This window comes from Enterobacter sp. CPE_E1241, from assembly GCF_045618265.1.
Lineage (GTDB): Bacteria > Pseudomonadota > Gammaproteobacteria > Enterobacterales > Enterobacteriaceae > Enterobacter > Enterobacter adelaidei.
The window spans coordinates 2,547,572-2,574,310 of record NZ_JBIWYV010000001.1; the positions used below are offsets into that span (position 1 = coordinate 2,547,572).

A 26,739-nucleotide genomic window follows, 5' to 3' on the forward strand; every position below is an offset into this window, starting at 1 on the left:
ACGTTTTTCGCTGGTTTTGCAGTCAATGCAGAAAAAGATGATTTGCCTTAAGTGCCATTATCCGTCAAGCACAACCGTCACTTTCTATGCCGCAAGAAATCGGCGCTTTTAGCGTCTCTTCCTCCGTTTGTTTGCTTCCTCATTTCGTTAAAGTAACGGTGTGAAGAAGTATATGGGATCAAATCGTGGCAAAAACTCTTTTACGCAGCGGTAATCTGGATGATTTTCAGGCCGTTGGCGGCGGCGGACAAGCCGTTTTTGAATCAGCGTTACAAATCCGGGAAGCGCTCCGGTTGCGCAAACAACAGGCCATTGTCGACTGTCTGGCCATTCCACAGGTCAACGATAGCGGTGACCGTGTAGACTGGTATTCCCCGATAGAGGGGAGTGTTACCAGTTGGAAAGCGGCCGATGAAGACGACCGTTTTCGCGCCCTGCGCTATCTGGAAAATACGCTTGCCAGCGTCGAGTCGTTGAGTAAGAAGTGCCTTCAGTCACCTAAAACAGCACAGCAGCTTTTTGGCTCACTGCTGTCAAAAGCGTTCCAGTTTCCGGGCGAAAACTTTCTCTTTCTGGTCGAAGGAAAACCGGTCATTAGCTTCTGGGGCTTTGTAAACCTGAACGAAAATGCGCGCGACGATGTTCTCGACTGCCTGCGCGAATCACTGATCCCTGAGCCCGCCCCCGTTGTGATTGAAGATCCTGAACCGCAACCTGAGCCGGAACCGATCATCACCTTCGAACAAGCAGACGAGCCACTGATTGCACCGTCGACGGTGGTGCGCATTACGCCGGAGGATCTGTATGAGCCAGAACCAGCTCCAGTCGCGACACAACCACAACCTGCTCAGGAACCCGCCCCGACAACCGTTGTGAAAAAGCGTCGTATCCCGCTGTGGACGCTGCCCGTTGCCGCCGTGATCGTTGCCGCCATTGCCGCACCGCTGCTGTGGCCAAAACAGGCCCCTTCCGCGCAGCCAGCACCTGCACCTATGCCAGCACCTGTAGAAATTGCGCCGAAACCGATCAAAGCAGTGGAACCACTGGCGATGAAACTACCGTTGCATCAGGCTGAGGTAGTGGCAAGCAAAGAAAAAGAACCTGCTCCTGCTCCAGCGCCCGCCCCGGTCGTTATCGTCGCGATCCCGAAAGATGCGATGGTCATGGAAGGTCAGCAAGTGAAAGCGGGATCGACGCGCTTCCTCAACGGGACCTGGCGCGCCATCCTCGATGTGAAAGATCCGGTGACCGGTAAGCCACCGTCACTGCGCTACCAGATCCAGAACAATAAAGGTTTCGCCCGTGTAGTACATGGTGACAACATTGTCTGCCGCGCAGAGATCTTCTCCGGGCTTCACAGCAATGGTGAACTGATGATTAAGAGTCGCGGTAATGCCCGCTGCACCGACGGTTCACGCTACCCGATGCCGGAGGTTTCCTGTAAAGCAGGCACCAGCGATATCGCAGAATGTCGTGCTCGCTATGATGCAAACACCGTCGTCCCACTGACGTTCAAGAAAGCAGGTGCCTGATCCTATGCTGGTAAATCTTTGCGACTATAAACAAAGCGTCACGCTTATCGCTAACAGCGGCGTGCAGTTCCTTGATTTCGGCCTGACGCCGCAGGACACCGCCAGCAACGGGCGCTTCGTACGTAAAACCGCGAACGGCCCGCTTCTGCGTCTCGATTTCGACCTGGTGAACGGGCGTTATACTCTGCCCGGGTTGAACGGCGGGCAGCCTGAAGTGGTGAAACCGGAAACCACCATTGCGCTACATCAGTCGCTGGCGGTCCTTGATGGTGTCTGGCTTCCTGTTCCGTTCCTGCGCTTTAACCCGCCACGGACCTTTGTTGACGGCCCGGATAACTGGGCTCGCGTTCAGGTTCGCAAGCTTGATAAACCCGACACGGCAGGCAATACGCACCGCGTGACCCTCGCGCTTGACAGCCAGATTGCCGAACATGCCACGTCCGCGCTGTCCCCGGTCGAAAACGACATTCTGAACGGAACCCGTTTCGCTCTGGCCTGGCGGGATAACGAAGTGGAAAGTTTCCTCGATCAGACCTGGATTGACGGCTGGCTGCGTGAGGCATTTACCCAGTATGCCGATAGTGTTGAAAACCGCTCTGAACGTGACCTGCAACAGGCAATGCGTAGTTTTGAATATCAGGCCCACTGGCTCAACCTGCTGACCATGCTCGGTGAGCAGCTTACCGTGCCGGAAGTGAAATTTGTCACTCATACGCTCAGTACCCCTGCCATTCCGGTCGACCTGATCCTCGATGTGGGCAATACCCATACCTGCGGCGTGATTATTGAAGACCACGGGGATGCGAACGATGGTCTGCGCCAGACTGCCGAGCTGCAGGTCCGTTCGTTGAGCGAGCCACAATTCCTCAATGAACCCTTGTTCACCAGCCGTCTGGAGTTCTCAGAAGCGCGTTTTGGCAAGCAGCACTTCTCGGTTGAAAGCGGTCGCGAAGATGCCTTTGTCTGGCCGTCGATTGTCCGCGTCGGCGATGAAGCACGGAAACTGGCTACCCAGCGCCTGGGAACCGAAGGTAACAGCGGCATCTCCAGCCCGCGTCGCTACCTCTGGGATGAAACACCGGTGGTTCAGGACTGGCGATTTAGCCAGATGAACAGCAAAACCCAGCGTGAACCTCTGGCTACCGCGTTTCCGCTGATGAACCTGATGAACGATGACGGTGAGCCGCTCTTTACGCTGCCGCAGGACGAGCGACTGCCAGTCTTCTCGCCGCAGTACAGCCGTAGCACGCTGATGACACACATGTTGTGCGAGCTGCTGGCACAGGCTCTGGGTCAGATCAATAGCGTCGCCACGCGCTTGCGTCTGGGCTTCCCGGCATCTCCGCGCCAGTTACGTACCCTGATCCTTACCCTGCCGTCGGCCATGCCAAAGCAGGAGAGGGAGATTTTCCGTCGTCGCATGTTCGAAGCGATCGCCATTGTCTGGAAAGCAATGGGATGGCACCCGCAGGATGAAGATTTCGCCACCCGCAAACAGCAGGAAAAAAGTGTGGTGCCGGTTCCTGAAATCCAGATGGAGTGGGATGAAGCCAGCTGCGGTCAACTGGTCTGGTTGTATAACGAAGCCATTTCTCGTTTTGGCGGCCAGACTGAGGCGTTCTTTGCCTCCCTCGCCCGCCCGGACCGTGAACCTGAGCCCGGCGCTCAGCCTGGGCGTTCACTGCGCGTCGCGTCCATCGACATTGGTGGCGGCACAACGGATATGGCGATCACCCATTATCAGCTTGATGATGGCTCGGGTAACAACGTTAAAATCACGCCGCAACTGCTGTTCCGTGAAGGGTTTAAAGTCGCGGGCGACGATACCCTGCTTGATGTGATTCAGCGCTATGTACTGCCCGCCCTGCAAACGCAACTGCAGAAATCGGGTATTGCGGACGCCTCGCTGCTGATGGCTTCGCTCTTCGGTGACTCCGGCCGAATTGACACCCAGGCAGTATTGCGCCAGCAAACAGCGCTTCAGCTCTTTATGCCGATTGGCCATGCCATTCTTGCCGCGTGGGAATCGAGCGATATTGACGATCCGCTGGCTGGCCTGCATGCCACCTTTGGCGATCTCCTGCCGCAGAAACCGACCCGCAACGTGATGAATTATCTGCAACAGGCGATCGATCATGCCCTGCCTGCGGGTTCTGAAACGTTCGATCTGTTCACCGTTCCGCTGCACGTAAATTTCCGTGAGATGCAGGATGCGATGCTGGCTGGTCAGTTTACGCTGGCTTCGCCGCTCCATGCAGTATGTGAGGCGATTTCCCATTACAGCTGCGATATTTTGCTGATCACCGGGCGTCCTGGCTGCCTGCCTGGCGTTCAGGCACTGATTCGTCACCTGCAGCCGGTTCCGGTCAATCGCATCGTCTGGCTGGATAAGTATCAGGTTCATGAGTGGTATCCGTTCAGCCAGCAGGGCCGCATTGGCAACCCCAAATCAACAGCCGCCGTGGGTGCGATGCTTTGCAGCCTGGCGCTTGATCTTCGTCTGCCGCGCTTTAACTTTAAGGCAGCAGATATTGGTGCGTATTCAACCGTGCGGTATTTGGGTGTGTTGGATAATACGGTCAACACCCTGCGCGAAGAGAACGTCTGGTATCAGGATATCGATCTCGATAAACCCGGTGCGAAACTCGATGCGCGTCTGCACTTCCCGCTGCGCGGTAACGTCACCCTCGGCTTCCGCCAGCTGGCAAACGCACGCTGGCCGGCCACACCGCTCTATACACTTAGCATCAACTCGGCTGAACTGGCCAAAGCGATTGCGGGTGATGGCGTGCTGAACGTACGGCTTAAACTCTGCGGTGGCAGCAAGCAGGAAGGCCCGGAGTCCTTCGAACTGAGCGATGCCTGGCTCCAGGACGGCACCCCGGTCGCCCCTGACGCGTTAACCTTCAAACTGAATACTCTGGCCGATCGCCGTCACAGCGGTAGCCACTACTGGATCGACAGCGGGAGCGTATACCTGAAATGACAGTGACGACGACCACCACTCAGGCCTTAATCGGGTGGATTAATGAGACGCGCCTGAACGCCCCGGTGCTGGATAACGATGCCGACGCCCTGCTTGCTCGCATCAACGCGGTGCAGGCGCGGGAACAAGCCATTGAACATGCCCTGATTCGCCAGAGCAGCATTGGGCTTTACGGTCATTCTCAGAGTGCAAAAGCGCACCTGCTTTTGTCTCTGTGCGGTAGCGGCAACGGACGCCTGAACGTGACACCAGGCCAGCGCACCTTTGACTATTTTTCCCATATCAATCCGGGACATGCCCTGACAAACATGGCCGTCCGCTTCACCCGGGAACATGCAAATGTCGTTGATGAGGCGTTTCCTCTGCGTCTGAGTCTGATCACCGAGGCCGAACTGGTACAGCTGTTTATTGCCCGCACGACGCAGCACCCGCAGATGCGCGCCGTGGATAAAGCCGTCATTGAGACGCGCCTGGAAACATGGCGCGGTCTGCGTCAGCCGCAGGGCGTGCCTGGCATCACGTCTCAGGAAGTCGGGGCAATTGCCCGCTTCTGGCAGAACACGGTACCCGCCGCAAAACAGCAAATTGATGATGCCCTGTGGCACCAGTTTGCCCAGCTGGTCCCCTCCCTTGATCTCAGCACGCGAGCCAGCGTCTGGTCCCTGCTGTGGGGTGAGCAACAGGAGTTGACCCAGCAGTGGTTAAAACTCGCCCATGTGCTGCATCAGACCAGCCATGCCAGCGAACTTGCCGCGCCGCTTAGCCTGCTGGTGGATAGCTTCGGCCTGCCCGGTGAAGGGTTCCTGACGCACGACGGCACGTTAACCCTTCAGGAAGCGCAGGAGACGCTGCTTCATCCACTGAATAACGGTGAAATGCTCAATGCCATCAGCATCCCCGTCGATGTGCTTGCCTTCCTAACCCGCGAGCTGGTGTTGCCGGTTGAGAACGGCGCTCTGGATAATGTCGATATTATTGATATCCCGGTATTTGAAGAAAATAATGCCGACCCGTTACACCAGGCTAAATCACAGTGGCTGCTTGAGCACTACCGTCAACAGCTACAGCCAGATGTTCTGGTTATTTGCAATGCGACCGCACAGCACGAGCAGACGGCCAAAAAAGCAAAAGTGCTAATGAACTGGGTTAAAGAGACACAGCCTAGTGAAGAATCTGTCCTGCCGGGTCTGGTGTGGGCAATTACCCCTCATGACGCTCGTTTTACCACCCGCCAGAATCTCGATGAAGCCGTGCAGCATCTGCTCGGTAAACCGGGTTTGCGCTGGGGCACCCTCCAGGCACTGGACAGCCACAGCATGCAGCGCGTGATCGAGTGGTTGTCTCAGGCTACATTACCTGCCCAGCGGCAGAAGCGTCTTAGTACGCTGAAAAACTTGCTGCGGCAGGAGCTTTCGTCTCTGATGCAAAGCTATCTGGCGCCACTGGTTGAGGCCCCCGGAGCCAGACGAACCCGTGCAGAAAGTATGGTGCGAACCCTTCAGGGCTGCGCCGCCCGCCACGGTGAACTGCTGGAGGGTCTTCTGCCGCCGCTTAAAGCCTTTGAAACCCTGCTGGCCGTCCAGCAGCCCCGAGAGGAGCAAGTTAACGGGTTGTTTACGGATTCAATTGACCTGTTTGCCGATAACGCACAGGAAAGTACCGGCATGTTCCATACCAAAGACAAAGCGCGTCTGGCACACCGAGTGTGGATAAATCATCTGCGTCAATGGAGCCGCAATGAGGCCACGGCAGCTCGTCTTGGACTGGAGCCCGGGGTGTTGCAGCAAATCGCAGATGTTCTGGTGGTAACCAGCTACCGGCTTAACCTGCCTCAGCAACTTCAGCGCATTGTTGAAACGGATAAAAGTAGCGCCGCACAACTCCATGCTGTGATGGGTAACTTTGTTGGCTGGTTGGGTTACGACCAGACACCTGTTACAGCACGTCCGGCAAGCCGCATCCGTAAGGGGCAGGCCATCTTTGTCACGCCGGTGGTGAGTAGCGCGGAACCTCGTCTTACCCGACTGGGGGAACAACCCGTACATGCGGCTACCGCGTATGTTTACGACTGGCTGGTTGCGCTCTATAGCCGGGCGATAGAGAACATTGATTACCAGCATCCGCATGATGTTCAGCCCGCCTCTCGTCAGGCGCTGCAGGCATTATTGCGCTGATCTTTTTAGCCCGCAGCAATGCGGGCTATTATCACGCTGCCACGCATTCTGCTAATGCCTGTGCCAGCGCGGACGGGTTTTCCCAGGACATTGAATGCCCGGCTGCTGGGATGAATTTCACTTCAACGCCCTTCTGCTTCAGATTATCCACATCGTTATCCGGCAGCGACAGCTCGCCGAAAATCAACGTCACCGGGCAGGTCAGAGACAGGAATTGTGCTTCCCATTCGGGTTCCACACCTTCCACCAGGCTTGATGCGCCCCGCCACACGGCATAAGGGGCATTACTCTGCAGGCACCCCGCCCACGCCGTCGTTTCTGCGCTGAGCATGGCACCATAACCCTGTTCCAGAAACTGTTGCTCGGTTTGCGCTGCAATAGAACGGCTGAACATTCCGCCACCTGCGTGAAAATTGGGTTCTGACACCATCAATCCTCTGACGCGCGGTGCCAGCAGCCCCGCTGCTTCGATAGCAATGCTGCCACCCATGCTGTGACCATAGAGCCAGAAGGTATTCAGTTTAAGATGGTCAATCAGTTCCGCCACAACGTGCGCCTGGTCAGTGGTTTTGTAGCTGTAGTGCTCAGGCTTATCGCTATAACCGCTGCCTGGCAAATCAATAAGAATGGCTCTGCGCGCGCCAAATGATGGATCACGAACGACTCGGGGATATTCATAGGAAGAGGCGCAACCCAACCCGTGAATGAACACGACGGGATCGTCAGCACCGGGCAAATCATGCCAGCGCACAGTGCAACCAGCCTGTTGCGAGTAAAAACTGTTCATAAGCACTCCTTTTATGATGAACTGTGTATTTATACAGTTATCACATCTGGAATGCTATGTTCATCTTTTAAAACTGGAAGCGAGCTTCAGAAAAGCGAGACCAGCAGCGCAACGGGAAAGCTCATTGGCCAGGTAGAGCCCACCAGAAAAGCACTCAGCAGGCGTATACGTTTACGGTCTTTAGAGAGGAACCAGGTAATTAATGCGCAGATGGAAGCCATGATTGCGTAAAAAACCAACATCTTTTGATACAACGTCATTCTGTATACCAGAGCCGAAAAAATAACCGCACGCAATATGCGTCATATGTTGATACAGATCAAGTTTTTTCGTTACAGAATAACCACTTAAAAATTATGGCTAATAACAATTGGGTATTTTACGCAACATTCGTGGCGAAATGAGAGTACACCCGGCCGCGCAAGCGACCGGGCATGATGGTCAGTGTTTAATCATAACGTGCCGGACAACCGTATAATCCTCAAGCCCGTAAACCGACATATCTTTTCCGTATCCGGACAATTTCATGCCGCCATGTGGCATTTCGCTCACCAGCATAAAATGGGTGTTAACCCAGGTACATCCGTACTGCAGGCGCGCACTCAGGCGATGGGCGCGCCCCACATCTTTGGTCCAGACCGATGATGCCAGGCCATATTGCGAGTCGTTAGCCCATGCCAGCACCTGCGCTTCATCATCAAACTCGGTCACGCTCACCACCGGACCAAACACTTCTCGCTGAACAATGGCATCTTCCTGTTTTGCACCCGCCAGTAGGGTTGGCTGGAAGTAGTAGCCCGTCCCCTCTTTTTTACTGCCTCCCGTGACAACGCGGATATGGCCGAGCGCTTTCGCCTCATCAACAGCTTTACAGACCCGTGAAAGATGGGCTGCCGAACTCAGCGGCCCAAGCTCGGTAGAGGCATCCTCCGGGGCACCCATTTTGAGGCTGGCTACTGCTGCCCCCAGTTTTTCAACAAGCCGGGCATAAATCCCCTTCTGGGCATAAATACGGCAGGCTGCCGTACAGTCTTGTCCGGCATTGTAGAAACCGAAAGTACGAACACCTTCGACAACGGCATCGAGATCGGCATCATCAAAGACGATAACCGGCGCTTTGCCCCCCAACTCCATGTGGGTGCGCTTAATCGAAGATGCGGTATGCCCGATGATATGTTCCCCGGTGGCAATCGAACCGGTCAGTGAGACCATACGCACTTTTTCATGTCCGGTTAGCGGATCACCTACCGTTTTACCTCGACCAAACAGCACGTTCAGAACGCCTGCCGGGAAGATATCCTTCGCCAGTTCTGCCAGTTTTAAGGCTGTCAGCGGCGTAATTTCAGAGGGTTTGATCACCACACAGTTACCGGCCGCCAGCGCAGGTGCCAGCTTCCATGCAGCCATCATCAGCGGGTAGTTCCACGGTGCGATAGAGGCGACAACACCAATCGGGTCGCGACGGATCATCGAGGTGTGGCCATCAAGATATTCCCCGGCGGCCAGCCCGTTCAGGCAACGCGCAGCCCCGGCAAAGAAACGAAAAACGTCGACGACGGCCGGAATTTCATCACCCAGAACACAGTGCAGCGGCTTGCCACAGTTAAGAGATTCAAGCCGGGCAAACTCTTCACCATGCGCCTCAATGACATCAGCCAGTTTCAGCAGGCACTCAGCACGCGTTTTAGGTGTGGTTTGCCCCCAGTCGCTGAAAGCATGATCCGCAGCCTGAACGGCCGCATCGACCTGAGCAGGCGAGGCTTCCGCAATCTCCAGCAGTATCTCTCCGGTGGCAGGGTTATAAACCGGCTGTTTTTCTCCTTCTCCGGCAACCAGTTCACCCTTTATCAGCAGATGTTTTTGCATAGCATTATCCTGTTGAAATTAAAGTTATTTCCCGCTACCGGCAGTGTTCTCGCCGTCGCGGGTTAGCCACCAGGCTCCCAGAATGGGGATGGTCGTCACCAGCATCACCAACAGTGCAACAACGTTGGTGACCGGCACGTCGCGTGGACGCCCGAGCTGATTGAGTAACCACAGCGGTAACGTACGCTCGTGTCCCGCGGTAAATGTTGTGACGATGATCTCGTCGAATGACAGCGCAAACGCCAGCATGCCCCCGGCCAATAGCGCTGAGCCCAGATTGGGCAGCACGACATACCGGAAGGTCTGCCAGCCGTCAGCCCCCAGATCCATCGACGCCTCAACCAGACTCCAGGAGGTACGTCTGAACCGGGCAATCACGTTGTTAAACACCACCACCACACAGAAGGTGGCGTGTCCGACCACAATGGTGAAAAATCCCGGTTCGAGGTTGATAGCCTTAAATGCTGTCAGTAGCGCCAGACCGGTGATGATCCCCGGTAGCGCAATCGGCAACAGCAACAACAATGAGATCGCGTTTTTGCCGAAAAACTCACTGCGCCACAGTGCCGCTGCAGCAAGCGTGCCAAGCACGAGGGCAATTACGGTGGATAAGGCGGCAATTTGAAGTGACAACGTCACGGATTCAATAATATCGCCGCGCCCTGCCGCCACGCTAAACCACTTCAGCGTCAACCCTTGTGGCGGGAAACTGAACGCGGCGTCTTCGGTGTTAAAGGCATAGGTCGCGATAATCAGCAGCGGGAAGTGCAGGAAGATTACCCCTCCCCACGCTGCCACTTTCAGGAACAACGGTGCGCGTTCAGAGTGCATCGAATGCTCCCAGACGTTTCACGAACGCCAGATAGAGAGAAATAAGCACGATGGGAACCAGAGTAAACGCCGCAGCCATGGGCATATTGCCGATCGCCCCCTGCTGAGAATAGACCATGTTCCCGATGAAATAGCCCGGCGGCCCCACCAGTTGCGGAACAATGAAATCCCCCAGCGTCAGGGAAAAGGTGAATATTGACCCTGCGGCAATACCCGGGATCGCCAGCGGTAAAACGACATAACGAAAGGTCTGACGGGGACGCGCACCCAGATCGGCCGAGGCCTGCAGTAAAGAAGCGGGCAACCGTTCCAGCGCCGCCTGTACGGGCAGGATCATAAACGGCAACCAGATGTAGACGAAGACCAGAAACCGCCCCAGCCCTGAGGTGGACAACGTGTTTCCACCAATCGCCGGTAGCGTCAGCATTGAGGTCAGGATCGGCTCCAGCCCCATATGGCTGAGAAACCATTGCGCCACGCCATCCTTCGCCAGCAGTAAAGTCCAGGCGTACGCCTTAACAATATAGCTCGCCCACATCGGCAGCATCACCGCGATATAGAAGAATGCTTTCCACTTACCGCTGGTATAACGCGCCATATACCAGGCCATCGGGAATGCCAGGATTGCGCTGGCAATGGTGACCGCTATTGCCATCATCAGCGTACGCAGGATGATATCGTAGTTTGCCGGGTTGAAGAGTGCCTGGATATTAGCCAGCGTCAGATCCGGCGTCACCGCCATAGTGAAGTCGTCAAAGGTGTAAAACCCCTGCCACAGCAGGCTCAGGAGCGAACCTAAGTAGACGATGCCAAACCACATCAGCGGAGCAAGCAGGAGCAGGAACAAGCCGAGCGATGGCTTTCGCCAGAACAGAGCCGTTATGCGGCTTAAGCGGCTGCGTGGTGCGGGAGGATGAGCGACACTCATATCCATTTCACCTCTCCTCAGACAGACGGATCATGGCATCCCGTGACCACGACGCCATCACTGCCTGCCCCGGCTCAACGCCACTCAGCATCGTGATATCACTGAGATTGGCCTGGCTCACCAGCAGTTTTGCCCCATCAGCGAGTTTAAGCTCCAGACGTGTTGCCGCCCCCTGATACTGTACCGCCTGCACGACGCCCTGAACCTGAACTTCACCGCTCTCATTGAGGCGAATATGCTCAGGACGTAGCGAGTAAGTGCCTTCCAGACCACAGACTTTCTGCGCAAGGCCAGCATCAAAGACATTGGAGGTGCCGACAAAACCGGCCACAAACGGGGTGCGCGGGCGCATGTAGAGATCGCGGGGTGTATCGACCTGCTCAATACGTCCGTTATTGAACACCGCCACCCGGTCTGACATGGAAAGGGCTTCGCCCTGATCGTGGGTGACAAAAATAAAGGTGATACCCAGTTCCTGCTGAAGCTTCTTCAGCTCGAACTGCATCTGCTCGCGCAATTTGAGGTCAAGTGCGCCTAAAGGTTCGTCCAGCAGCAAGACGCGTGGTTCATTGACCAACGCACGTGCAATAGCAACGCGCTGGCGCTGACCGCCAGAAAGTTGTGAGGGCTTACGGGCTACGGCAAAGCTTAAGCCCACTTTTTCCAGGGCATCCCGGGCCTGTGCATGGCGTTTTTTCTTGTCGACACCTTTGACCATCAACCCGTAGGCGACATTATCGAGGATCGACATATGCGGGAATAACGCATAGTCCTGGAATACGGTGTTCACATCCCGTTCCCACGGAGGAAGTTCGCTCGCCTCTTTGCCAAAGATAGCGATCGTGCCGCCTGAGAGCTGTTCAAAACCGGCAATCAGACGCAGGCAGGTGGTTTTGCCGGAGCCCGAAGGCCCCAGCATGGAGAAAAATTCTCCGTCACGAATCGCAATAGTGACCCCATCCACCGCCCGTACCTCGCCGTACAGACGAGAAACGTTATTAAACTCTACGGCATACGTCATGTTCTGCTCCCGGGCGATTAACGGCCGCCCATGATGGCGATGTAATCCTGCGTCCAGCGACTGTATGGCACATATTTGCCGCCTTCAGCGATAGGGGTTTTCCAGAACATGATTTTGTCGAACTCGTTATATCCGTTTGTTTCGCAACCTTTATCACCCAGCAACGTACTGGCTTTACACCCTTCAGGAACCACAGGCAGTGAGCCAAACCATGCCGCCAGATCGCCCTGCACCTTCGGTGTCAGCGACCAGTTCATCCATTTGTAGGCGCACATCGGATGTTTTGCCTGCGCGTGAAGCATGGTGGTATCCGCCCAGCCAGTAACCCCTTCTTTCGGGAAGACGGTGGCAATCGGCTGGTTCTCAGCTTTCAGGGCATTCGCCTGATAAGGCCAGGCGCTGGAGGCGACGACGCCTTCATTTTTGAAGTCACTCATTTGTACGGTCGTGTCATGCCAGTAACGGTGGATCAAGGCGTGCTGATCGCGAAGCACCTTGAGTACGGCGGCATACTGTTTCTCCGTGAGCTGGTACGGATCGGTAATACCCAGTTGCGGTTGAGTAGCTTTGACAAACAGCGCGGCATCGGCGATGTAAATCGGGCCGTCATACGCCTGCACACGCCCCTGATTGGTTTTACCGTCCGGGAGATCCTGTTTGGTAAAGACCACGCCCCAGCTATCCGGCGGTGTCGGGAAGGTTTTGGTGTTGTACATCAGCAGGTTTGGCCCCCACTGATAGGGAGTGCCGTAGACTTTGCCACCTACGTTAAACCATTCTCCTTTCACAATCCGTGAATCGAGGGTTTTCCAGTTGGGGATGAGGTCGGGATTAATGGGCTGCACGCGTTTGCCCATGATCAGGCGCAGGGAAGCATCACCCGACGCGGTGACCAGGTCGTATCCCCCTTTCGCCATCAGGCTCACCATCTCATCCGACGTGGCCGCCGTTTTGACGTTGACCGCGCATCCGGTCTCTTTTTCAAACTGGGTGACCCAGTCATAATTTTTATCCGTCTGTCCGCGTTCGATGTATCCCGGCCAGGCAATAATATCCAGTCGTCCTTCCCCGTCACCGATAGCCTTTGGTGGTTCTGCGGCTTGCGCTGTCATGATAGTCATGCCGAGCGCACACAGGCTGCTGCGGGCAAATTTTTTGCTCATAAGGGTTACTCCTGTCGCAATGGAATTTAGCGGCAGCCGTGCCGTAAAAATATCTCCCTTATTAAACGTAGACCGCGTAAATGCGCCGCACCGTGCGGCTTAAGGAAATTTCATCAAGGTGTGACCGAGGGCGCATTCCCCGTTAACTGGATTATAGACAAGGAGTTAGCGATGGGAGACGGTATGCAGATTTCCTGGGATATGGCGCCACGAAATATTCGCCGTGCCGCCATACGAATAAGGAATGATTATTTAAATGAAGGTAAGAAAAGTTTATTCCAGCATACTGCTAATTAATTTCCCCAACTGAATAACCGCCTGTTCTTCACGCTCCCCCCATGCCCAGGAGGTATTAAAACGAAAGAATGGCGTCCAGGCGTCAGAGGTGGAAAACATCTTTCCGGGGGCAATACTAATGTGGTGAATTAAGGCCTTTTCGCTAAGCAGCCCTGCATCCAGCTGCGCCGGAAGCTCCAGCCATAAAAAGTAGCCGCTATCATTATGGTGAATTTTGACCCCGGCAGGCATATGCCGCAAAAGGGACTGCCAGGCCTGCTGCTTTCGCTCGGCCAGCGTGCGTCGCAGGCGGCGCAGATGCGCGTCGTAACGTTTAGTCGCCAGATAGTCCACCAGCGCCAGTTGCATCGGAGAACTGGTCGATAACGTGCTCATCAGTTGAAGCTGCTGAATACGGCGTGCGTGTTTTCCCGCCGCCACCCAGCCGATACGAAACCCCGCCACCAGACATTTCGAAAACGATGAGCAGTGAAGCGTCATCTCCTCCCGGTCCCAGGCCTTCGCCGGAAGCGGTTTTTCCCGACCAAAGTAAAGCTCGCTATAGACATCATCCTCAATCAGGGTGACGTTATGCTTCGTTAACAGCGCCACCAGATGCGCTTTTTTCTCGGCACTCAGCGTAAAGCCAAGCGGGTTTTGCCCATTGGTCATGAGCCAGCAGGCTTTTACCGGGTATTCATTCAGCGCCTGCTCAAGCGCATTCAGGTCGATCCCCTCGCGGACATCCGTCGCAACAGACAGCGCCTTGAGTTTCAGGCGTTCCAGCGCCTGCAATGCGCCGTAGAAACAGGGATTCTCGACAATCACCCAATCCCCGGGTTCAGTCACTGCCTGCAAACTGAGATTCAGCGCTTCAAGCGCGCCAGCGGTAATGACGATCTCTTCCGGTGAGATGTTCATCCCCTGCTGAGCATAGCGACGAGCAATGGCGTGGCGGAGATCAACATTACCCGGAGGTAAATTTTCAATGACGCTCATTGCGGTCGCCGTTTTACTGACATTCGCCAGCGATCGGTTGAGCTGCTGAAGCGGGAAAAGTCGGGGATCGGGAAACGCAGAAGCAAAAGGAACAACCGATGGATCGCGGCTGGCCTGCAATACGTCGAAGATATAGGTGTTGATATCGACCGCTTCGTCACGCATCACCTGGGCAGGCGGAGCAGGCTGTTGTGTCGTCGGGCGCGAAGCAACGTAATAGCCCGACTGCGGTCTGGCGACGATGCGCCCCTGACTTTCCAGCATCTGGTACGCGTGGCCAACGGTCATAAAACTCATGCCGCTGCTCACCACCTGCTCGCGCAGAGAAGGCAACTTATCGCCCGGCAACCATACGCCAAGCTCAATCTGCGAGATAATTTGTTGCGCCAGACGCTGGTATTTTTTCATCAGATTCTCCTTAATGCCGACAGTGTATATCAGCAGGAGAAAAAGAGAAGTTTTTGCTAACTGTTATGAAAACGGTGTTGATTACTTGCGGTACTCGATAACGTGGCTCTGGGCTGAATGTGCAACGGTCAGGTGATCGAGCGTAATCATCGACGATTTGCAAAAAATGCATTTCGCACCAAACGGGTTTTTCTCAGACACATCAAAGACTGAGGTACGGTACTGCGAACCATGACAGCATGGGCAGCGGAAATGAATGTAAGAAGTCATAGGATTCTCCTGTGAACGTTAAAACGTAAATTGCTAATGGGCCTTTCAGGCGATAGTGGTTTGAAACAAAAACTAATCGGAGTGTAGAAAGAGAACCAGGAGCGGCTGCGGAGAGGCACAACGTGATGAGGACTACTTTATAAAACTACGTCAGATATTTTTTTGGACTCAAAACCAGAAGGTCATTAACGCATGGTGTTGAAGACAAAGCAAGCAGTTTCATGCGTAAAATTCATAAAAATAAATTTTTTATTCACAAACACGATGTATATCAGATGTTCAATTCCTGATTATTCCTCCAACTGTTATAGATAAATTTTACTTTTCTGCCTCTGATAGTTTGATTTCTGCCCCTATAGCATAACAGCACACCGTTTGACATTGAGGTTGTGCATGTTTGGTTTAGATGCTTTTCATCTTGCGCGGATGGAGATGAAAAGATTTCAAATTAATTCAATAAAATCAAAAGAATACCCAATTAAATATCGCTTACCCATGCTGTAAAACGGCTTAAAATAAAGCTTTTTAAATCAAGCATATAAAAATAGTTTTGGGGAAGAACTTCTTTCACATCCTTGTGCACTTAATGAGCTACATCACCGGATTATCGTCAAATTCCATCGTTCGCATATCGTTCACCGCATGCATAATCACGCCGAAAATCCCGTCATCATCTTCTGTATTTATCCGGTCCTTACGACCATCACCACCCAGGCTTTCCAGGTGTTTATACGGGTGAGTCCTGAATCGTCTAATGTGGAACTCCCCCGCCAGCTTGCAGACGACTACCGAACCGTCGCAAGGGGTAGCTGAGCAATCAACGATAAGGAGCGCCCCCTGAGTTATACCGGCACGCCAGTATGTGTTAGCCGCCTTCATAAAATATGTGGCGCTCGGGTGAGAAATGAATAGTTTATCCAGCGATATCCGCTCTTCAATGTAGTCTGTTGCCGGTGATGGAAATCCCATATCAGAGCCCTCCGTTCGGGTTGAACAACTGAAAGGTTCGGGCCTCTCCTTCCTGGCCGGAGATATCCTTAAACGTCGTGACGTATGTTTCGATCCAGATGTTTGCCTCTCTCATTGTCCAGTGCCAGTTGACAGCTTTAAGATTCTCCAGGAAAGTCTGCGTTGTGACCGTTCTTCGCCCACTCGGCTCAATGACTATCGCTTTACGGAAAGCTGCTTCAATCTCGTACCTACGCGGCATAATAAGTTCCCCCATCAGAAAAACACTGTATGCACATACAGTATCGCAATAACTCAAAAGATCGCAATTTTTAAGCGATAAAATTTAATTATCCCTGTAAAATATGTTGCTTAATTTCGCGAATAAAACAAAGGAATCAGGGATGTATGAACACCTAAAAAAATGCCTGAAGGAAGAGGTTCAGAAAGGAAGTAAGGGGTTCAGCTGGTCCCGGACTGTACGCCGTGCTTTCAAGTGTGTCGATCGTCGTTTCTACTTTTGGTACAGAATCTGGTGTTACCTTTACCAAACCAATAAGTATGGCCTTCGTGATTTTGCTAAACATCGGATGATCAAACTTAACAGACGTTACTCCACGGACATAAACCCTAAGGCAGTGATAGGTCCTGGGCTTAAGATTGTCCACTTCCCGGGCATTGTGATACGGGGGAATACTGTCATAGGGAATAATGTGATCATTCGCCAGGGGGTGACGATTGGTGCGAGGAATGATACTGATGAAGGGTACAGCCAAATCGGGGATAATGTGGAAATTGGCGCGAATGCCTGCCTGATCGGCGACATTGATATTGGTGACAACGTTATCATCGGTGCTATGTCTTTCGTCAACAAAAGCATCCCTGACAACTCGATCGTCTACTCGCGAAACGAAATGGTGATTAAGGAAAGATAAAGCCTGCAGTGCAGGCTTTTTTTGGGGCGGATTTATGCGGAAGGGATCTCGGGCCATTCAATATCTGGCGCCGTAGAGGTGTCTAAGCGGTTTAACTGGACCCTGTATTTTTTCCAGGCCAACAGCAGAGCTTTCTCCTCTTCAGTAGCCTCGTCTATGTCCACCGCATCCTGCAGCGGAGCAATGGCTGTTGCTGCTGATGATAAGCGCCAGGCTTTATCATATTCCGCGTTAGCGACCGCTTCTTTCCCACCAGTAACAACTGGACGATCCTGCAGTACGGGATAAAGCCCTTTTCCAGGAACCTGCCCGGGTACAATCATTTTTCCGCTCTGTTGCCCGGCCATGAGAGTTTTGTAGTCCTCATCGGTGATACGGACAAAGAATCCCGGCCATGTTCCCGCTTTACGATAATCCGCTTCCAGTTCGTCACAGTAAAAACCACCTGTCATTGGTCTGTATACATAGCCCATGATTAATACCCCTCCGCTACATACATCAGCGTGACAGTACCACCGCCAGCGATGCGCAAGTTAAATCCCTTTGTGTCGACGTTGTAAGGTTGCATTGCAGCGCCGTTACCCGGCTCTTCATTACGAGTAGGAACCACCGACGCACACACATTCGCGAATGCGGTTGGGAAGTAAACCCTTCCCCCGTTTGGTATCCCTCCGACCTTAGCAGCCATCGTCATTTTTCCTGTACTTCCGCAGCGCCACCATAAGGCAGGGCCATTAAATCCGGCTGTATTAGGCGCGGCGTACTGGTCGCGAGGTGGCGGGTTGTTAGGTGAATAAACGCGTACATTGCCGCCTGACTCAAACACGCCAGAACCTGCGACAACATTTCCTCCCACGCTAACCTGTCCGGCGGCATACAGGCTGCCACCGTTAGAACGAATATCCCCCGCAGCGCCTATAATGCCCCCGCTATAAAGCTGGGATGGAGCATTGAATATTCCATCAGTACCAAACTGATATACAGCGCCGGAACCATTGTCACCGATGATATGGACGACAGCTGAGCCAAAATCATTATTTCCTGAGCGCAGGATGCCAAAGCTTACAGCAGCCCCAAAACCATATCCTTGGGTGCTGGAAATACCTTTAATAATTGGAAGATACTGAGATATACCCTGGGGTGTTGAGCGACCGTAAGGGATTATAAACGGCGCCAGCGGATTGCTGTATTGTTTTGCGAAAGCACCTACACCCGGCCATGCCGCTGGGTTTGTTTTGTAGTAACTTGCTCCGTCTAAATACTCAACGCTACCGCCATAGTTAGTTAAAACGTTCGTCCAAGTATTCCCCCAAGTGGCGTTATCACCATTGAAGGTACGGAATTTAAGCCATTTCCCACCATCTGCATACGACGCCGCATACTGGACACGATAGTCATTATTTAATCCAGCAACATCAAGAATGGTTGCTTCATAACCCGGGGAATGGGCTGCACTTGCATAGCAGAAACTCACAGAGTTAATAGGCAAATCGTTTGCGTCTTTGATATCCCTGTCGTTACTGGCCGCCACAGACCGCAACGCCAGCGCACCGCCGTTAACCAGCACGCGTCCGGGCGTAACGTCATCGCGGGATGTCTGGACATCCCTGAAAGCTGCTGTTCCTAACCCAGCGTAAATTGCTCCAGGGTTCGCCACATTGAAAAATGTCTTTGTATTATCCAGCAGGCAAACCAGCGCAACATCCTTCAGAATATCGTTCGCTACCAGCTCTGATTTATTACCCTTGTAGAGCTTAAACGTGCCGAGAACGCGGCCGCCCATCGTCAGCTGCAGCGTACTGGCCCCGGTGTTGTTTTGCGTTGGATAAACAACTATTGGCGTTTTCAGCACCCAATCAGCTGAGCCATTCAAAAAGAATGTTGTAGGAAGCTCGAGAGTTAAAGCATTGGCTGTTCCGCCAGCATTTCCAGCCGTGTAAAAACCGCTTTGGATATGAGCTATTTGAGTAAACGAATTTTCCGAACCTCGAGTGGCAAAGTTAGCCACCACATCCTTAAGTGACCACCCCTTTGCTGCGGTTCCCTCCTGCCCCCGAACGACCGTCAGAGTGTCTCCGCTTACTGAGAGAAGATGACAAACTTCAAAGGCTGTTTCTCCGCTATCCGTGAGAGTGATCTTCGCATAATTTTTTAATTCTGTCGCATTGTTACTAAAATCGGATGTCAGGAGCGCCGAAAATAAAGGGCCTTCCCCCGGAAAGACCGGAATAGATGTCTGGCTTGCCGTAATATCTGATGCCAGAGAAGAGACTACGTTATTACCAAAACCGAGTATCATTTTTTCACCATTTTCTGTGAAAGATATTAATTAGAAAAATCGACAACGTAGGAGTAGGTAAAAGGGAGTTTTACAATCCCTTGCTCAATCGCATCTTTTAGAAAACGCCCTACACTGTCGTTTGAATTCGGTAGCAATATAGTGAACACGCCATTGTCTGGTACCACCGAAATATCAAAGGTGTCTGTAACAGGTGGATCAATGCCGTTAGGCCCACGTAAAAACCGCGCTATTCGCCGCTTAAGCCAGTCAATATTGAACTGCACACCATCACCTTTATAAAAATTCCATGTCAGTATGCGTTTGAAATAATCGTCGACAACGTAGGTTGTTGAGCTAGGGATAAAATTCTTTAATCCAGCGTAGGGAATAGTGTTGTAATCAATTGTGTTATAGGCGCCTTTCGCGATGGCATCCTGTGAAACTTGCAGAAGAGGCCTGGTTTCTCCATAAATTCCTTCAACAACCCAATCCAGCAGTTTTCCAAATAGTGCCGGTGACGGCCAGTAAGGAATGCCGAGGGAGTTAATATCTTCCAGGTATTCCTGAGCCATTTCGTTGTATGAGTTAAAGAATGCAACAACGTTCGGGTCGTCTCTGTATTGCACAAACGGGTATGACGGAATGATTTTACTTACTGGTGTTTCCATATTTTTCTACCTGAATCTGCCCCGCAGTCGTCGAGAAATATCCGTAGGTATCGCCATATACCAGCTTCGAGTTGTCAGCTGGCGGAACGATAGTTCCATTAATGCCGATCTGAATATCAACCATTGAAACCAGAGATGGCGGAATAAGCCCCTGCACTGAATTGAGGAAAATTTCCTGTATCTGAAGAAGGTTGATTGGCTGACCAGTTGCAATGGCGTTGATGTAATCGGCTACCGGCTGCTGCACTGCGTTTGAAACCCCTGCGGGGTCGATATAGTTCGTTGATGCAGTATTCCAGGTAATGAACACAGCAGCAGTTTGTGAAGTAGGAACGACGAACGGCACCTGATACGAATCCGGGTATACGTCGATCTGAATCGTTTTCTTCTCAACTTCTGCGCCTGAAGGATTACTCACATCATTCGTAAGCGTCGAAATATCAGGGACGGACTTATAAATCGCATAAGCGACCTCATAAGGATCTCCACCTCCCACAATAACAACCCATTTCCCCGGCGTGGGCTGACGCAATGATATGAGATTTTCCTGAACCCCATCCACTTCCTGCAGCATAGTGCGCAAGAAATCAGGAACGCCCTGTACCGCTTTCATCCCTGACTGCATTACCTGTGCCCGGTATGATGCCCAGGACTGTTCGGTTAGCCCTGGTAGCCCGGCTGTGAGGTTCGTGCATGTAACATTGTAATCTTTGGGCACCGAAGTGATGATCTGCGTAACAGTTCCCTCAGGTACTGCCCAGGTACCGGGAGAAGTTGCAAGGCTATACACTGGCTCTGTTTGTCCACTCGAAGGGATCACCGTATCGCGAACCACTGCGTACTGATTATTCCCGTCGCCGACCGTAAAACCTTTTGGTAAAGGAAATCCTGGCGGACCTGAGAACGTAACGTATACCGAGGTGTTGGTTCCCTCTCCCTGCGGCACGCCGTAGATATCACCCAATTGCTTAAGCAGAGGAATGTTCGCGCCATAGGGTGAAACTGAGTTGATAAGATCGACGCGGGCCTGATCAATCAGAGCTATTGCTCCGGTAGCCGTGCCGGCCAGATCAGTTATTAAACCTGGTGGCAAATTGGCTGTATAACCAGGTACTTTTTGAGCCACTCTGCTGATAAGATTCGAAAGCAACGTTTTCGGCGGCGTAGGCTGTGCCCCGGCCTCGGTCATGATTATGGGTAGATAAGACATAGACTCCCCTAAGGATATTTATGAGAAAATTATTAATTGCGTCATTGTGTTTATTTGTTGTATCCAATAACGCATTTGCAAAAACTGAGTGGTATACAGAGACAATGCCAAATGGCCTTGCGACACTTACAGGCGTATTCAATAAAAATGGAATTGGCTTGATGTTCGGATGTACTGAAAATTTCTTTTCCGCAGGGGTTATAGTTCTGAACGTAAATAAAAAAGGGAGCCAACCCGGACCAACCCAAATAAACGTCACCACATTGGATAATGAAAGTGCAAATTTTATTGCTGAACCCATACCTTCGGCTGACAACAACTATACTTTCATGTCATCCAACGCCATGGCCTCCATCTCAACATTTCACATGCTGGATACTGCAAATAAAAAACCATTTCAGATTGAACTGATTAACGACAAGCTATCACTCAGTAACAAATGGCTGATTGATACAAAAGATTCTGGTGAGGCCATCAGAACATTTAAGCAAAGCTGCCAGTTGATAAATAATTGAAATCAAACAGCAATGTTTTCTTGAATGCTGACGCCATTAAAAAAAACAGCTTCGATGTTATAGGTGGGGTTAATAGCCCCATCTACCTTAGATATTGTCAGTGATGCAAAATACCCCGCAAATTGCTGTTGAGTCATATTTACGTAATAGTCCGGGTAAACCTGTTGAACAATCGACTGCTGCGCCGGGATGCCGTACTGAGCGTAAAAGGGTGACTCCCCCAGGCCAAGCTTAAGTGTCTGTATCAGCGTCGTGAGCCAAACGTATGAAGAATCGCCATTTTCGTCTGTTTCCACTGCCACCCACGTTTTGTTGCCGTTCGCGTCAGTGACGCGCCCCCATGTTCTCATCGTCATCCCGCCTTTGGTTTCTCCGACTGTACAGTGCTGCCACCGCTTTGCACGTTTTTAACATCGTGGGGGTGATTCATCAGGCTGATGCCACCGGCCACAACATCGTTCGTCACGTTCATCGGTCCTATAAACGTCGCAGTGGTTTCACCCATTTCACCCGCATCCTGGACAATCGGCCCGTTAAGATGCAGCACTCCCTTCAGGTATATGTCCTTCCCTTCGAGATAAATGGCGTCGGCTTTTTCAGTAATTTTCCCCGGCTCCACGGTGATGCTGCTGGCGCCATCCGCCGTTTTAAGGATCGCCCCGTCAGGCCCGTAAAGTACAATTTTGTTCGGGTCTTCTTTCGTCCACCCAGCATTCGAAAGCGGCACGAAAAATAGCGGCACCAGTGAAAGCGTCAGTGACCTGCTGGCGATGCCGGTACCAAGACCAGAGATCCCTCTGAGAGAAACATCAGCGGCGACTGTTACGCCCTTATCTCCCACCTGGATCGGGTACCGGATATATTCGAATGTCGCAATCGGGATCGTAACCTGAGGGTATTGCATCCCATCCGGCAACATGTCGAATTGCACAGTGACGATTTGCCCGGTGACAGCGACTACGTGACAGGGTAACGAGCGCCCTTCTATCGCGGCGCGGTCTTCGGTTGCCGTATGGATGGTATTGTTAAGTGCTTTAAGGAATGGGAATTTCTGTCCGTTGCTCATGTTGTGTTTTTCGCCAGCGCGACGGCCTCGTAAATAGTTACCCAGGAATTGTCGTTATCAGGATTAAGGAAATCACCAACTTGTCTGACCGAAGTGATCAAGAAATTCCCTGAAAAATTCACCTGTTCTCGAAGTGATGAATACGAACGTTCGGTGTTAACGGCAAGTAGCGCTCCCGGCCCGGAGATGATGTTTTCTGGTAATTTAACGGTATCGCCACAACGCAAATCCGCACGCATTGGGCATTTGAAGGAAACGCTGACAGGGCCAATCCATGTTGGTTGCCCGACCAGTTCAGCCGGGAGTATTTGGATTCCGCCTCCCGCAACCTGAGTGTTATCGAACACACGGATGGTCTTATTCTGCATGACCATCTGTACCCCGGTGTAATCATCCCTGTTTAATATCGAAAATGACTGACTGCGCAACGTCGCTGCGAGTTGTGTTAATCGTGTGTATACGCCCACCCCGTCTTCAGCCAGAACGAGCTGGTCGCTGATTGAAATATCCAGAGTGAACCCCGGGTAAGCAGCCGTCAGAGCACGAGTAAGAACATCTTTCAACTTCTCACCTTTTTTACCGTCAAGGGTAATGCTGGCTGCCTGCCCCTTGTCATTAAGAAGCGGGCTGGGATTGACGATGAAATTTAGCGACTGGTGGGTACCGAGCCAGTTAGCGTACGGGTTATAAATCTGCCCGCTGAGGATCAGCCCCGCCTGGCCGGGATTAGCAAGCGGCAGACCCGCGGTAAAGCCTGCGGTTAAATCAATCTGGCATCCGGCGAGCTGGGTGCTCTCACGCAGCATAGTGACGGGCACGCCGTAAATAGCGATATTGGTACCGCTGCTCACCACATCGTAGCCAGTTATCAGCGCATCAAATTCGATATGCAATGCTGAGCCCGGCGTAAGCGAGCTGTCAAAAGGCCCAATTGGATTGCCAGCCCCATCGAGTGGCGCATTCCCATCTTTATCAGTAATTTCCAGTTTGTAGTATTTCATCAAGTAGCCTCAAACTGGTTTGAACTTACCCTGTAGACGAGTGACCCTGGTGCATAAGGCAACGCCAGATTAATATCAAAATCGTCAGGGGAGCCAATAAGTGGCACGTATGAAACAACGCTCCCCTGGCCGTCGGTGAGCCTGAGGTAATAGCGTTGGGAATAGATATTAAACGGTACAGTCGCGAACAGCTTCGCACCGCCGACGGTCGCCTGGAAGGTAAAAGGCGTTTTCCCGTCCGGGGTAAAGGCAATCGTGGTTGTCATAAAGTGGCCTATAATTTCGGAACGGCTGGAATCAGGTCGCCATTACTCCACCAGGATTGTGTATCTGCCGGAATAGTGGTCGGCATACCAGAGTCGAATTTACTCATCAACCCGCCGAGCGCAGCGTCTACCTGAGAAATTGAAAGCAACGGTTGTTCAAATTCCAGCTGCCAGGTGTGCTGGACCTGCTTGTTCTGCTCAGAAAAACCCGATACGTCGATCATCGCCCTCAGCAGACACCCGGTGTAAATGTATGAGGGCGTCATCACCACATAATAGCCACCGCTCTGATTATGCTTATCAAGAGCCAGCTTCAGCGCAGCGAACGTAATGCCCTTCGTGGCGTACCCTCCATTTTTTGTAGAAGCCGGCCGTATCATTTGCATGATCACTCGGTTGGGGCGATTTACCACTGAGTTTGCCGCCGTCACCATGTTGTAAAAATTTAGGGTGCCGATATCCTGTTGAACGAGCGTCGTCCCGGCCATCGGCGTGAATGCTGTCGATTGATCGGCGATCTCCCCGTGCAGCAGCCCGTCAACAATGCTGACCCCCTCAGTTAATACCGCGATGGGCATCGTACCGCCCGGAATAGAAGCGGCGATGCCATCAACGAGTAATATCGGGGAGATCTCAAAGGCCAGCCTGAACGCCTGACCAAAATAGTTCAAAGCCATTGATTACCTCGGTGTAACGTAGATCCCCTTAACCTGCGCGGAAATGTCAGAACCCGGTACCTGAGCGATCTGCAGATTAATCGTCGCCCTGTCATTTTTCCCGCCCTGGGCCAGCGTGCTGCTGGCTGTTTCAAGCTGTTGCCTGATGCCGGGATGCTGCTGCAGTCCTCCCTGTACTTGCGGCAGAATTTTCAGCAGATAATCCACGGTTTCTTTTTTCAGGCTTAGGTTGCCGTCTGCAGTTACAGCCGCGTTACCACCGTTGTACTGAGCCAGTGATTTGGCAATATCTCCGCCGTATCGTTTAAGGTTGTCCTGGAAATACTGCGCAGCTGCAGCAGCTGATTTTTCAGGGTCATAGCGTTCCTGAGCGCTCAACCCGTAACGATTGCCGGTATCAGCTGTGAACTGGAAAAGACCCGCGGCGCCGGAGGACGAATTAAGGGCTTTTGGGTTCCATGATGATTCGGTCCCGGCCACAGCTGGCAATAAGCCACTCGGCAACCCGGCGTTTTCATTTGTGTTTGTAACGCTTTTTATCAGGTCTTCCTGGTAACCACTCCAGCCGCCGGAACTCCATCGTTGTCCTATCGAGTCGACAGTAACGTTGCCCCCAGTCAGTAGTCCCAGCGTTGTGTTACCCATCGCTTTAAGGAAGCCCAGCGCACCGCCATTCTCCTCAGCAGCCTGCTGGGCCGTCTGGCCTTTGCTGGCAAGTTCTTCCTTCGTTCTGGTAACGTCAAAGCTGCTCTGATTACGAGCCTCATCGACAGATGTGGGTGCCTTAATCCCATAACCGGCAAGCCAGTCGATAGCAGACCCAATCGCCTGCGCGATTCGCTTGACCGCCTTAGAGAAACTATCGAGGTCTCGCTGAAAATCGTCGCTTCCCAGCCAGTTTCCCAGCTTCTGTAAGCCGTTAGCCAGTGTGTCGAAAAGAGCCTGGCCATTACGTCCGTTAAGGAATTTTTCAATACTGGCTGTTAGGTTGTCAGATATTCGTCCGATGGGCCCGTTGAGCCTCGCAAGCGTCTTCAGGAACGTATTGCCTATCCGGTCTGCGTTCATCGCAAACCGGGATGAAAGCTCCTGATAGCTCTGCTGCGTATCGCTGCCTAAGTCGCGGTCGAGGCGCCGGGACTGAGCTGCATACTGCTGGCTCAGCTGCGGTAATCGGTCGCTGTTCGCCAGCACCTGATTTGCGGTCGCAACGTCGATCACCCCATCCAGCCCATACCCCTTCAGTACAGCCTGGGAAACCCCGGTGCCTTTGTACTGTTCGAGTAATTTTGATACGCCTTCCAGCAGTTTCGGCAGGTTTGCCGCGGCGCCATTCTGCGGGTTAATGCCTAGACTTAACAGTCCGGCGTATTGGGGATTAGTCGGATCATTTTGAGCGGCCGCCAGCGCCTGCATAATATTGCTGGTGCCAGAAATGCGTGAGCCATAAACGTTATTGGCCGCCTGCATCTCCCCTGTACTCACGCCAAGCCCCTGAGCTGTTTTGTATTGCTCTGTGGCGCGATGAGCCATGAAGCCGTAACCGAACAGACCGCCACCGCCGATCGCTGCGATGCGTGCAGCCCAGGTTACGGTAGTGGTAAACAGTCCCTTAAGCGTGGAAGTAGTGGCACCGAGCGTTTTGTTGATCAGACCGAACGTCTTGAGGGTTCCTTGAGCCTCCTTGTTCAGGTTTTTTAAGAATTTATCAAAGGCGCCATCATCACCTTTTTTATTTTTGTCCTTTGCAGGATCAGGTGTTGGAATGGCTGGCGGTCGATTTGTTTGCGGCACCGGGAACCCGCCAGGACCGATCGCAAACGCCGCTTTGAATTTCTCTGAAATTTCGTTCAGAGCGGTAATTTTTGACTCGTCGATATCGAGAGTCAGGACGGGCAACTGATCACCTGCCATCAGATCATCCCTCGTGG

The 26,739-nt window shown here is 52.6% G+C and carries 26 protein-coding genes; 5 read left to right on the forward strand and 21 right to left on the reverse strand.

Translation table 11 applies throughout. The features are described 5' to 3' along the window. The first annotated feature begins 185 nt into the window (after positions 1-185). From ACJ9Y9_RS12345 to ACJ9Y9_RS12355, 3 genes are read left to right on the forward strand one after another with little or no spacing between them, the layout of a single operon-like run. On the forward strand, positions 186-1,532 hold the full coding sequence (locus ACJ9Y9_RS12345; RefSeq protein WP_028018864.1) for an SrfA family protein: 1,347 nt from the start codon (positions 186-188) through the stop codon (positions 1,530-1,532). A 4-nt stretch (positions 1,533-1,536) separates the two neighbouring features. After that, on the forward strand, positions 1,537-4,518 hold the full coding sequence (locus ACJ9Y9_RS12350) for a virulence factor SrfB (protein WP_028018863.1): 2,982 nt from the start codon (positions 1,537-1,539) through the stop codon (positions 4,516-4,518). Beyond that, on the forward strand, positions 4,515-6,692 hold the full coding sequence (locus ACJ9Y9_RS12355) for a virulence factor SrfC family protein (protein ID WP_407226110.1): 2,178 nt from the start codon (positions 4,515-4,517) through the stop codon (positions 6,690-6,692). The genes ACJ9Y9_RS12350 and ACJ9Y9_RS12355 overlap by 4 nt, the downstream gene beginning before the upstream one ends. Before the next feature lie 31 nt (positions 6,693-6,723). Here the strand turns inward: ACJ9Y9_RS12355 and ACJ9Y9_RS12360 are convergent, their stop codons facing one another. From ACJ9Y9_RS12360 to ACJ9Y9_RS12410, 11 genes are all read right to left on the reverse strand, one after another. Beyond that, positions 6,724-7,479, reverse strand: coding sequence for an alpha/beta fold hydrolase (locus ACJ9Y9_RS12360; protein ID WP_028018861.1), 756 nt, complete (start codon positions 7,477-7,479; stop codon positions 6,724-6,726). A gap of 86 nt (positions 7,480-7,565) precedes the next feature. Continuing rightward, positions 7,566-7,739 carry a GhoT/OrtT family toxin gene (locus ACJ9Y9_RS12365; protein WP_013096478.1) on the reverse strand — a complete coding sequence of 58 codons (174 nt, stop codon included), beginning with the start codon at positions 7,737-7,739 and terminating at the stop codon, positions 7,566-7,568. Between the two features lie 181 nt (positions 7,740-7,920). Further along, on the reverse strand, positions 7,921-9,345 hold the full coding sequence (patD, locus tag ACJ9Y9_RS12370) for an aminobutyraldehyde dehydrogenase (protein ID WP_028018860.1): 1,425 nt from the start codon (positions 9,343-9,345) through the stop codon (positions 7,921-7,923). A 24-nt stretch (positions 9,346-9,369) separates the two neighbouring features. Beyond that, positions 9,370-10,176, reverse strand: a complete 807-nt coding sequence (locus ACJ9Y9_RS12375; protein ID WP_028018859.1) for an ABC transporter permease — start codon at positions 10,174-10,176, stop codon at positions 9,370-9,372. Next, positions 10,166-11,110 (reverse strand): ABC transporter permease, encoded by a 945-nt coding sequence (locus tag ACJ9Y9_RS12380; RefSeq protein ID WP_028018858.1) that lies wholly within the window; start codon positions 11,108-11,110, stop codon positions 10,166-10,168. The genes ACJ9Y9_RS12375 and ACJ9Y9_RS12380 overlap by 11 nt, the downstream gene beginning before the upstream one ends. Position 11,111: 1 nt before the next feature. Further along, positions 11,112-12,125 (reverse strand): ABC transporter ATP-binding protein, encoded by a 1,014-nt coding sequence (locus tag ACJ9Y9_RS12385; protein WP_028018857.1) that lies wholly within the window; start codon positions 12,123-12,125, stop codon positions 11,112-11,114. A gap of 17 nt (positions 12,126-12,142) precedes the next feature. Beyond that, positions 12,143-13,288 carry a putative ABC transporter substrate-binding protein YdcS gene (gene ydcS / locus ACJ9Y9_RS12390; RefSeq protein ID WP_028018856.1) on the reverse strand — a complete coding sequence of 382 codons (1,146 nt, stop codon included), beginning with the start codon at positions 13,286-13,288 and terminating at the stop codon, positions 12,143-12,145. A gap of 273 nt (positions 13,289-13,561) precedes the next feature. Continuing rightward, positions 13,562-14,971 carry a PLP-dependent aminotransferase family protein gene (locus tag ACJ9Y9_RS12395; protein WP_028018855.1) on the reverse strand — a complete coding sequence of 470 codons (1,410 nt, stop codon included), beginning with the start codon at positions 14,969-14,971 and terminating at the stop codon, positions 13,562-13,564. Between the two features lie 81 nt (positions 14,972-15,052). Continuing rightward, positions 15,053-15,241: a hypothetical protein gene (locus ACJ9Y9_RS12400; protein WP_032666971.1), complete on the reverse strand. Its 189-nt coding sequence runs from the start codon at positions 15,239-15,241 to the stop codon at positions 15,053-15,055. A gap of 591 nt (positions 15,242-15,832) precedes the next feature. After that, entirely contained in the window at positions 15,833-16,210 is a 378-nt protein-coding gene (locus ACJ9Y9_RS12405; RefSeq protein WP_337253060.1) for a S24 family peptidase, read from the reverse strand. A gap of 1 nt (position 16,211) precedes the next feature. Continuing rightward, on the reverse strand, positions 16,212-16,451 hold the full coding sequence (locus tag ACJ9Y9_RS12410; RefSeq protein WP_407226111.1) for a DNA polymerase V: 240 nt from the start codon (positions 16,449-16,451) through the stop codon (positions 16,212-16,214). Positions 16,452-16,593: 142 nt separating this feature from the next. Here ACJ9Y9_RS12410 and ACJ9Y9_RS12415 point away from each other — a divergent pair, with 142 nt between their 5' ends. Then, positions 16,594-17,124 carry a serine acetyltransferase gene (locus tag ACJ9Y9_RS12415; RefSeq protein WP_407226112.1) on the forward strand — a complete coding sequence of 177 codons (531 nt, stop codon included), beginning with the start codon at positions 16,594-16,596 and terminating at the stop codon, positions 17,122-17,124. A gap of 32 nt (positions 17,125-17,156) precedes the next feature. On the opposite strand, the gene ACJ9Y9_RS12420 is transcribed toward ACJ9Y9_RS12415, so the two are convergent. The 4 genes from ACJ9Y9_RS12420 to ACJ9Y9_RS12435 are packed head-to-tail and all read right to left on the reverse strand — an operon-like array spanning position 17,157 to position 21,283. Further along, positions 17,157-17,597: a tail fiber assembly protein gene (locus ACJ9Y9_RS12420; protein WP_407226113.1), complete on the reverse strand. Its 441-nt coding sequence runs from the start codon at positions 17,595-17,597 to the stop codon at positions 17,157-17,159. 2 nt (positions 17,598-17,599) lie between these two features. Next, positions 17,600-19,423, reverse strand: a complete 1,824-nt coding sequence (locus tag ACJ9Y9_RS12425) for a hypothetical protein (RefSeq protein WP_407226114.1) — start codon at positions 19,421-19,423, stop codon at positions 17,600-17,602. Positions 19,424-19,449: 26 nt separating this feature from the next. Next, positions 19,450-20,073 carry a hypothetical protein gene (locus ACJ9Y9_RS12430; protein WP_407226115.1) on the reverse strand — a complete coding sequence of 208 codons (624 nt, stop codon included), beginning with the start codon at positions 20,071-20,073 and terminating at the stop codon, positions 19,450-19,452. Further along, positions 20,054-21,283 carry a baseplate J/gp47 family protein gene (locus ACJ9Y9_RS12435; protein WP_407226116.1) on the reverse strand — a complete coding sequence of 410 codons (1,230 nt, stop codon included), beginning with the start codon at positions 21,281-21,283 and terminating at the stop codon, positions 20,054-20,056. The genes ACJ9Y9_RS12430 and ACJ9Y9_RS12435 overlap by 20 nt, the downstream gene beginning before the upstream one ends. Before the next feature lie 20 nt (positions 21,284-21,303). On the opposite strand from ACJ9Y9_RS12435, the gene ACJ9Y9_RS12440 reads away from it, so the two are divergent. After that, positions 21,304-21,798 (forward strand): hypothetical protein, encoded by a 495-nt coding sequence (locus tag ACJ9Y9_RS12440; protein ID WP_407226117.1) that lies wholly within the window; start codon positions 21,304-21,306, stop codon positions 21,796-21,798. Between the two features lie 2 nt (positions 21,799-21,800). Here the strand turns inward: ACJ9Y9_RS12440 and ACJ9Y9_RS12445 are convergent, their stop codons facing one another. From ACJ9Y9_RS12445 to ACJ9Y9_RS12470, 6 genes are read right to left on the reverse strand one after another with little or no spacing between them, the layout of a single operon-like run. Further along, positions 21,801-22,148: a hypothetical protein gene (locus ACJ9Y9_RS12445; RefSeq protein ID WP_407226118.1), complete on the reverse strand. Its 348-nt coding sequence runs from the start codon at positions 22,146-22,148 to the stop codon at positions 21,801-21,803. 2 nt (positions 22,149-22,150) lie between these two features. Further along, positions 22,151-22,864 (reverse strand): phage baseplate protein, encoded by a 714-nt coding sequence (locus tag ACJ9Y9_RS12450; RefSeq protein ID WP_407226119.1) that lies wholly within the window; start codon positions 22,862-22,864, stop codon positions 22,151-22,153. Next, positions 22,861-23,865, reverse strand: coding sequence for a hypothetical protein (locus ACJ9Y9_RS12455; protein WP_407226120.1), 1,005 nt, complete (start codon positions 23,863-23,865; stop codon positions 22,861-22,863). Before ACJ9Y9_RS12455 ends, ACJ9Y9_RS12450 begins: the two co-directional genes overlap by 4 nt. Next, complete coding sequence (locus tag ACJ9Y9_RS12460) at positions 23,865-24,131, reverse strand: hypothetical protein (protein ID WP_241175329.1); 267 nt, start codon at positions 24,129-24,131, stop codon at positions 23,865-23,867. The genes ACJ9Y9_RS12455 and ACJ9Y9_RS12460 overlap by 1 nt, the downstream gene beginning before the upstream one ends. 8 nt (positions 24,132-24,139) lie before the next feature. Beyond that, on the reverse strand, positions 24,140-24,808 hold the full coding sequence (locus tag ACJ9Y9_RS12465) for a hypothetical protein (RefSeq protein WP_407226121.1): 669 nt from the start codon (positions 24,806-24,808) through the stop codon (positions 24,140-24,142). 3 nt (positions 24,809-24,811) lie between these two features. Then, on the reverse strand, positions 24,812-26,722 hold the full coding sequence (locus ACJ9Y9_RS12470; protein ID WP_407226122.1) for a transglycosylase SLT domain-containing protein: 1,911 nt from the start codon (positions 26,720-26,722) through the stop codon (positions 24,812-24,814). Between the last annotated feature and the right edge of the window lie 17 nt (positions 26,723-26,739).

Excerpts from the sequence above, each read along its gene's own strand:
- ACJ9Y9_RS12350 (WP_028018863.1), top strand. The coding sequence starts at position 1,537 with ATGCTGGTAAATCTTTGCGACTATAAACAAAGCGTCACGCTTATCGCT.
- ACJ9Y9_RS12355 (WP_407226110.1), top strand. The coding sequence starts at position 4,515 with ATGACAGTGACGACGACCACCACTCAGGCCTTAATCGGGTGGATTAAT.
- ACJ9Y9_RS12360 (WP_028018861.1), bottom strand. The coding sequence starts at position 7,479 with ATGAACAGTTTTTACTCGCAACAGGCTGGTTGCACTGTGCGCTGGCAT.
- ACJ9Y9_RS12365 (WP_013096478.1), bottom strand. The coding sequence starts at position 7,739 with ATGACGTTGTATCAAAAGATGTTGGTTTTTTACGCAATCATGGCTTCC.
- patD (WP_028018860.1), bottom strand. The coding sequence starts at position 9,345 with ATGCAAAAACATCTGCTGATAAAGGGTGAACTGGTTGCCGGAGAAGGA.
- ACJ9Y9_RS12375 (WP_028018859.1), bottom strand. The coding sequence starts at position 10,176 with ATGCACTCTGAACGCGCACCGTTGTTCCTGAAAGTGGCAGCGTGGGGA.
- ACJ9Y9_RS12380 (WP_028018858.1), bottom strand. The coding sequence starts at position 11,110 with ATGGATATGAGTGTCGCTCATCCTCCCGCACCACGCAGCCGCTTAAGC.
- ACJ9Y9_RS12385 (WP_028018857.1), bottom strand. The coding sequence starts at position 12,125 with ATGACGTATGCCGTAGAGTTTAATAACGTTTCTCGTCTGTACGGCGAG.
- ydcS (WP_028018856.1), bottom strand. The coding sequence starts at position 13,288 with ATGAGCAAAAAATTTGCCCGCAGCAGCCTGTGTGCGCTCGGCATGACT.
- ACJ9Y9_RS12395 (WP_028018855.1), bottom strand. The coding sequence starts at position 14,971 with ATGAAAAAATACCAGCGTCTGGCGCAACAAATTATCTCGCAGATTGAG.
- ACJ9Y9_RS12400 (WP_032666971.1), bottom strand. The coding sequence starts at position 15,241 with ATGACTTCTTACATTCATTTCCGCTGCCCATGCTGTCATGGTTCGCAG.
- ACJ9Y9_RS12405 (WP_337253060.1), bottom strand. The coding sequence starts at position 16,210 with ATGGGATTTCCATCACCGGCAACAGACTACATTGAAGAGCGGATATCG.
- ACJ9Y9_RS12410 (WP_407226111.1), bottom strand. The coding sequence starts at position 16,451 with ATGCCGCGTAGGTACGAGATTGAAGCAGCTTTCCGTAAAGCGATAGTC.
- ACJ9Y9_RS12415 (WP_407226112.1), top strand. The coding sequence starts at position 16,594 with ATGTATGAACACCTAAAAAAATGCCTGAAGGAAGAGGTTCAGAAAGGA.
- ACJ9Y9_RS12420 (WP_407226113.1), bottom strand. The coding sequence starts at position 17,597 with ATGGGCTATGTATACAGACCAATGACAGGTGGTTTTTACTGTGACGAA.
- ACJ9Y9_RS12425 (WP_407226114.1), bottom strand. The coding sequence starts at position 19,423 with ATGATACTCGGTTTTGGTAATAACGTAGTCTCTTCTCTGGCATCAGAT.
- ACJ9Y9_RS12430 (WP_407226115.1), bottom strand. The coding sequence starts at position 20,073 with ATGGAAACACCAGTAAGTAAAATCATTCCGTCATACCCGTTTGTGCAA.
- ACJ9Y9_RS12435 (WP_407226116.1), bottom strand. The coding sequence starts at position 21,283 with ATGTCTTATCTACCCATAATCATGACCGAGGCCGGGGCACAGCCTACG.
- ACJ9Y9_RS12440 (WP_407226117.1), top strand. The coding sequence starts at position 21,304 with ATGAGAAAATTATTAATTGCGTCATTGTGTTTATTTGTTGTATCCAAT.
- ACJ9Y9_RS12445 (WP_407226118.1), bottom strand. The coding sequence starts at position 22,148 with ATGAGAACATGGGGGCGCGTCACTGACGCGAACGGCAACAAAACGTGG.
- ACJ9Y9_RS12450 (WP_407226119.1), bottom strand. The coding sequence starts at position 22,864 with ATGAGCAACGGACAGAAATTCCCATTCCTTAAAGCACTTAACAATACC.
- ACJ9Y9_RS12455 (WP_407226120.1), bottom strand. The coding sequence starts at position 23,865 with ATGAAATACTACAAACTGGAAATTACTGATAAAGATGGGAATGCGCCA.
- ACJ9Y9_RS12460 (WP_241175329.1), bottom strand. The coding sequence starts at position 24,131 with ATGACAACCACGATTGCCTTTACCCCGGACGGGAAAACGCCTTTTACC.
- ACJ9Y9_RS12465 (WP_407226121.1), bottom strand. The coding sequence starts at position 24,808 with ATGGCTTTGAACTATTTTGGTCAGGCGTTCAGGCTGGCCTTTGAGATC.
- ACJ9Y9_RS12470 (WP_407226122.1), bottom strand. The coding sequence starts at position 26,722 with ATGGCAGGTGATCAGTTGCCCGTCCTGACTCTCGATATCGACGAGTCA.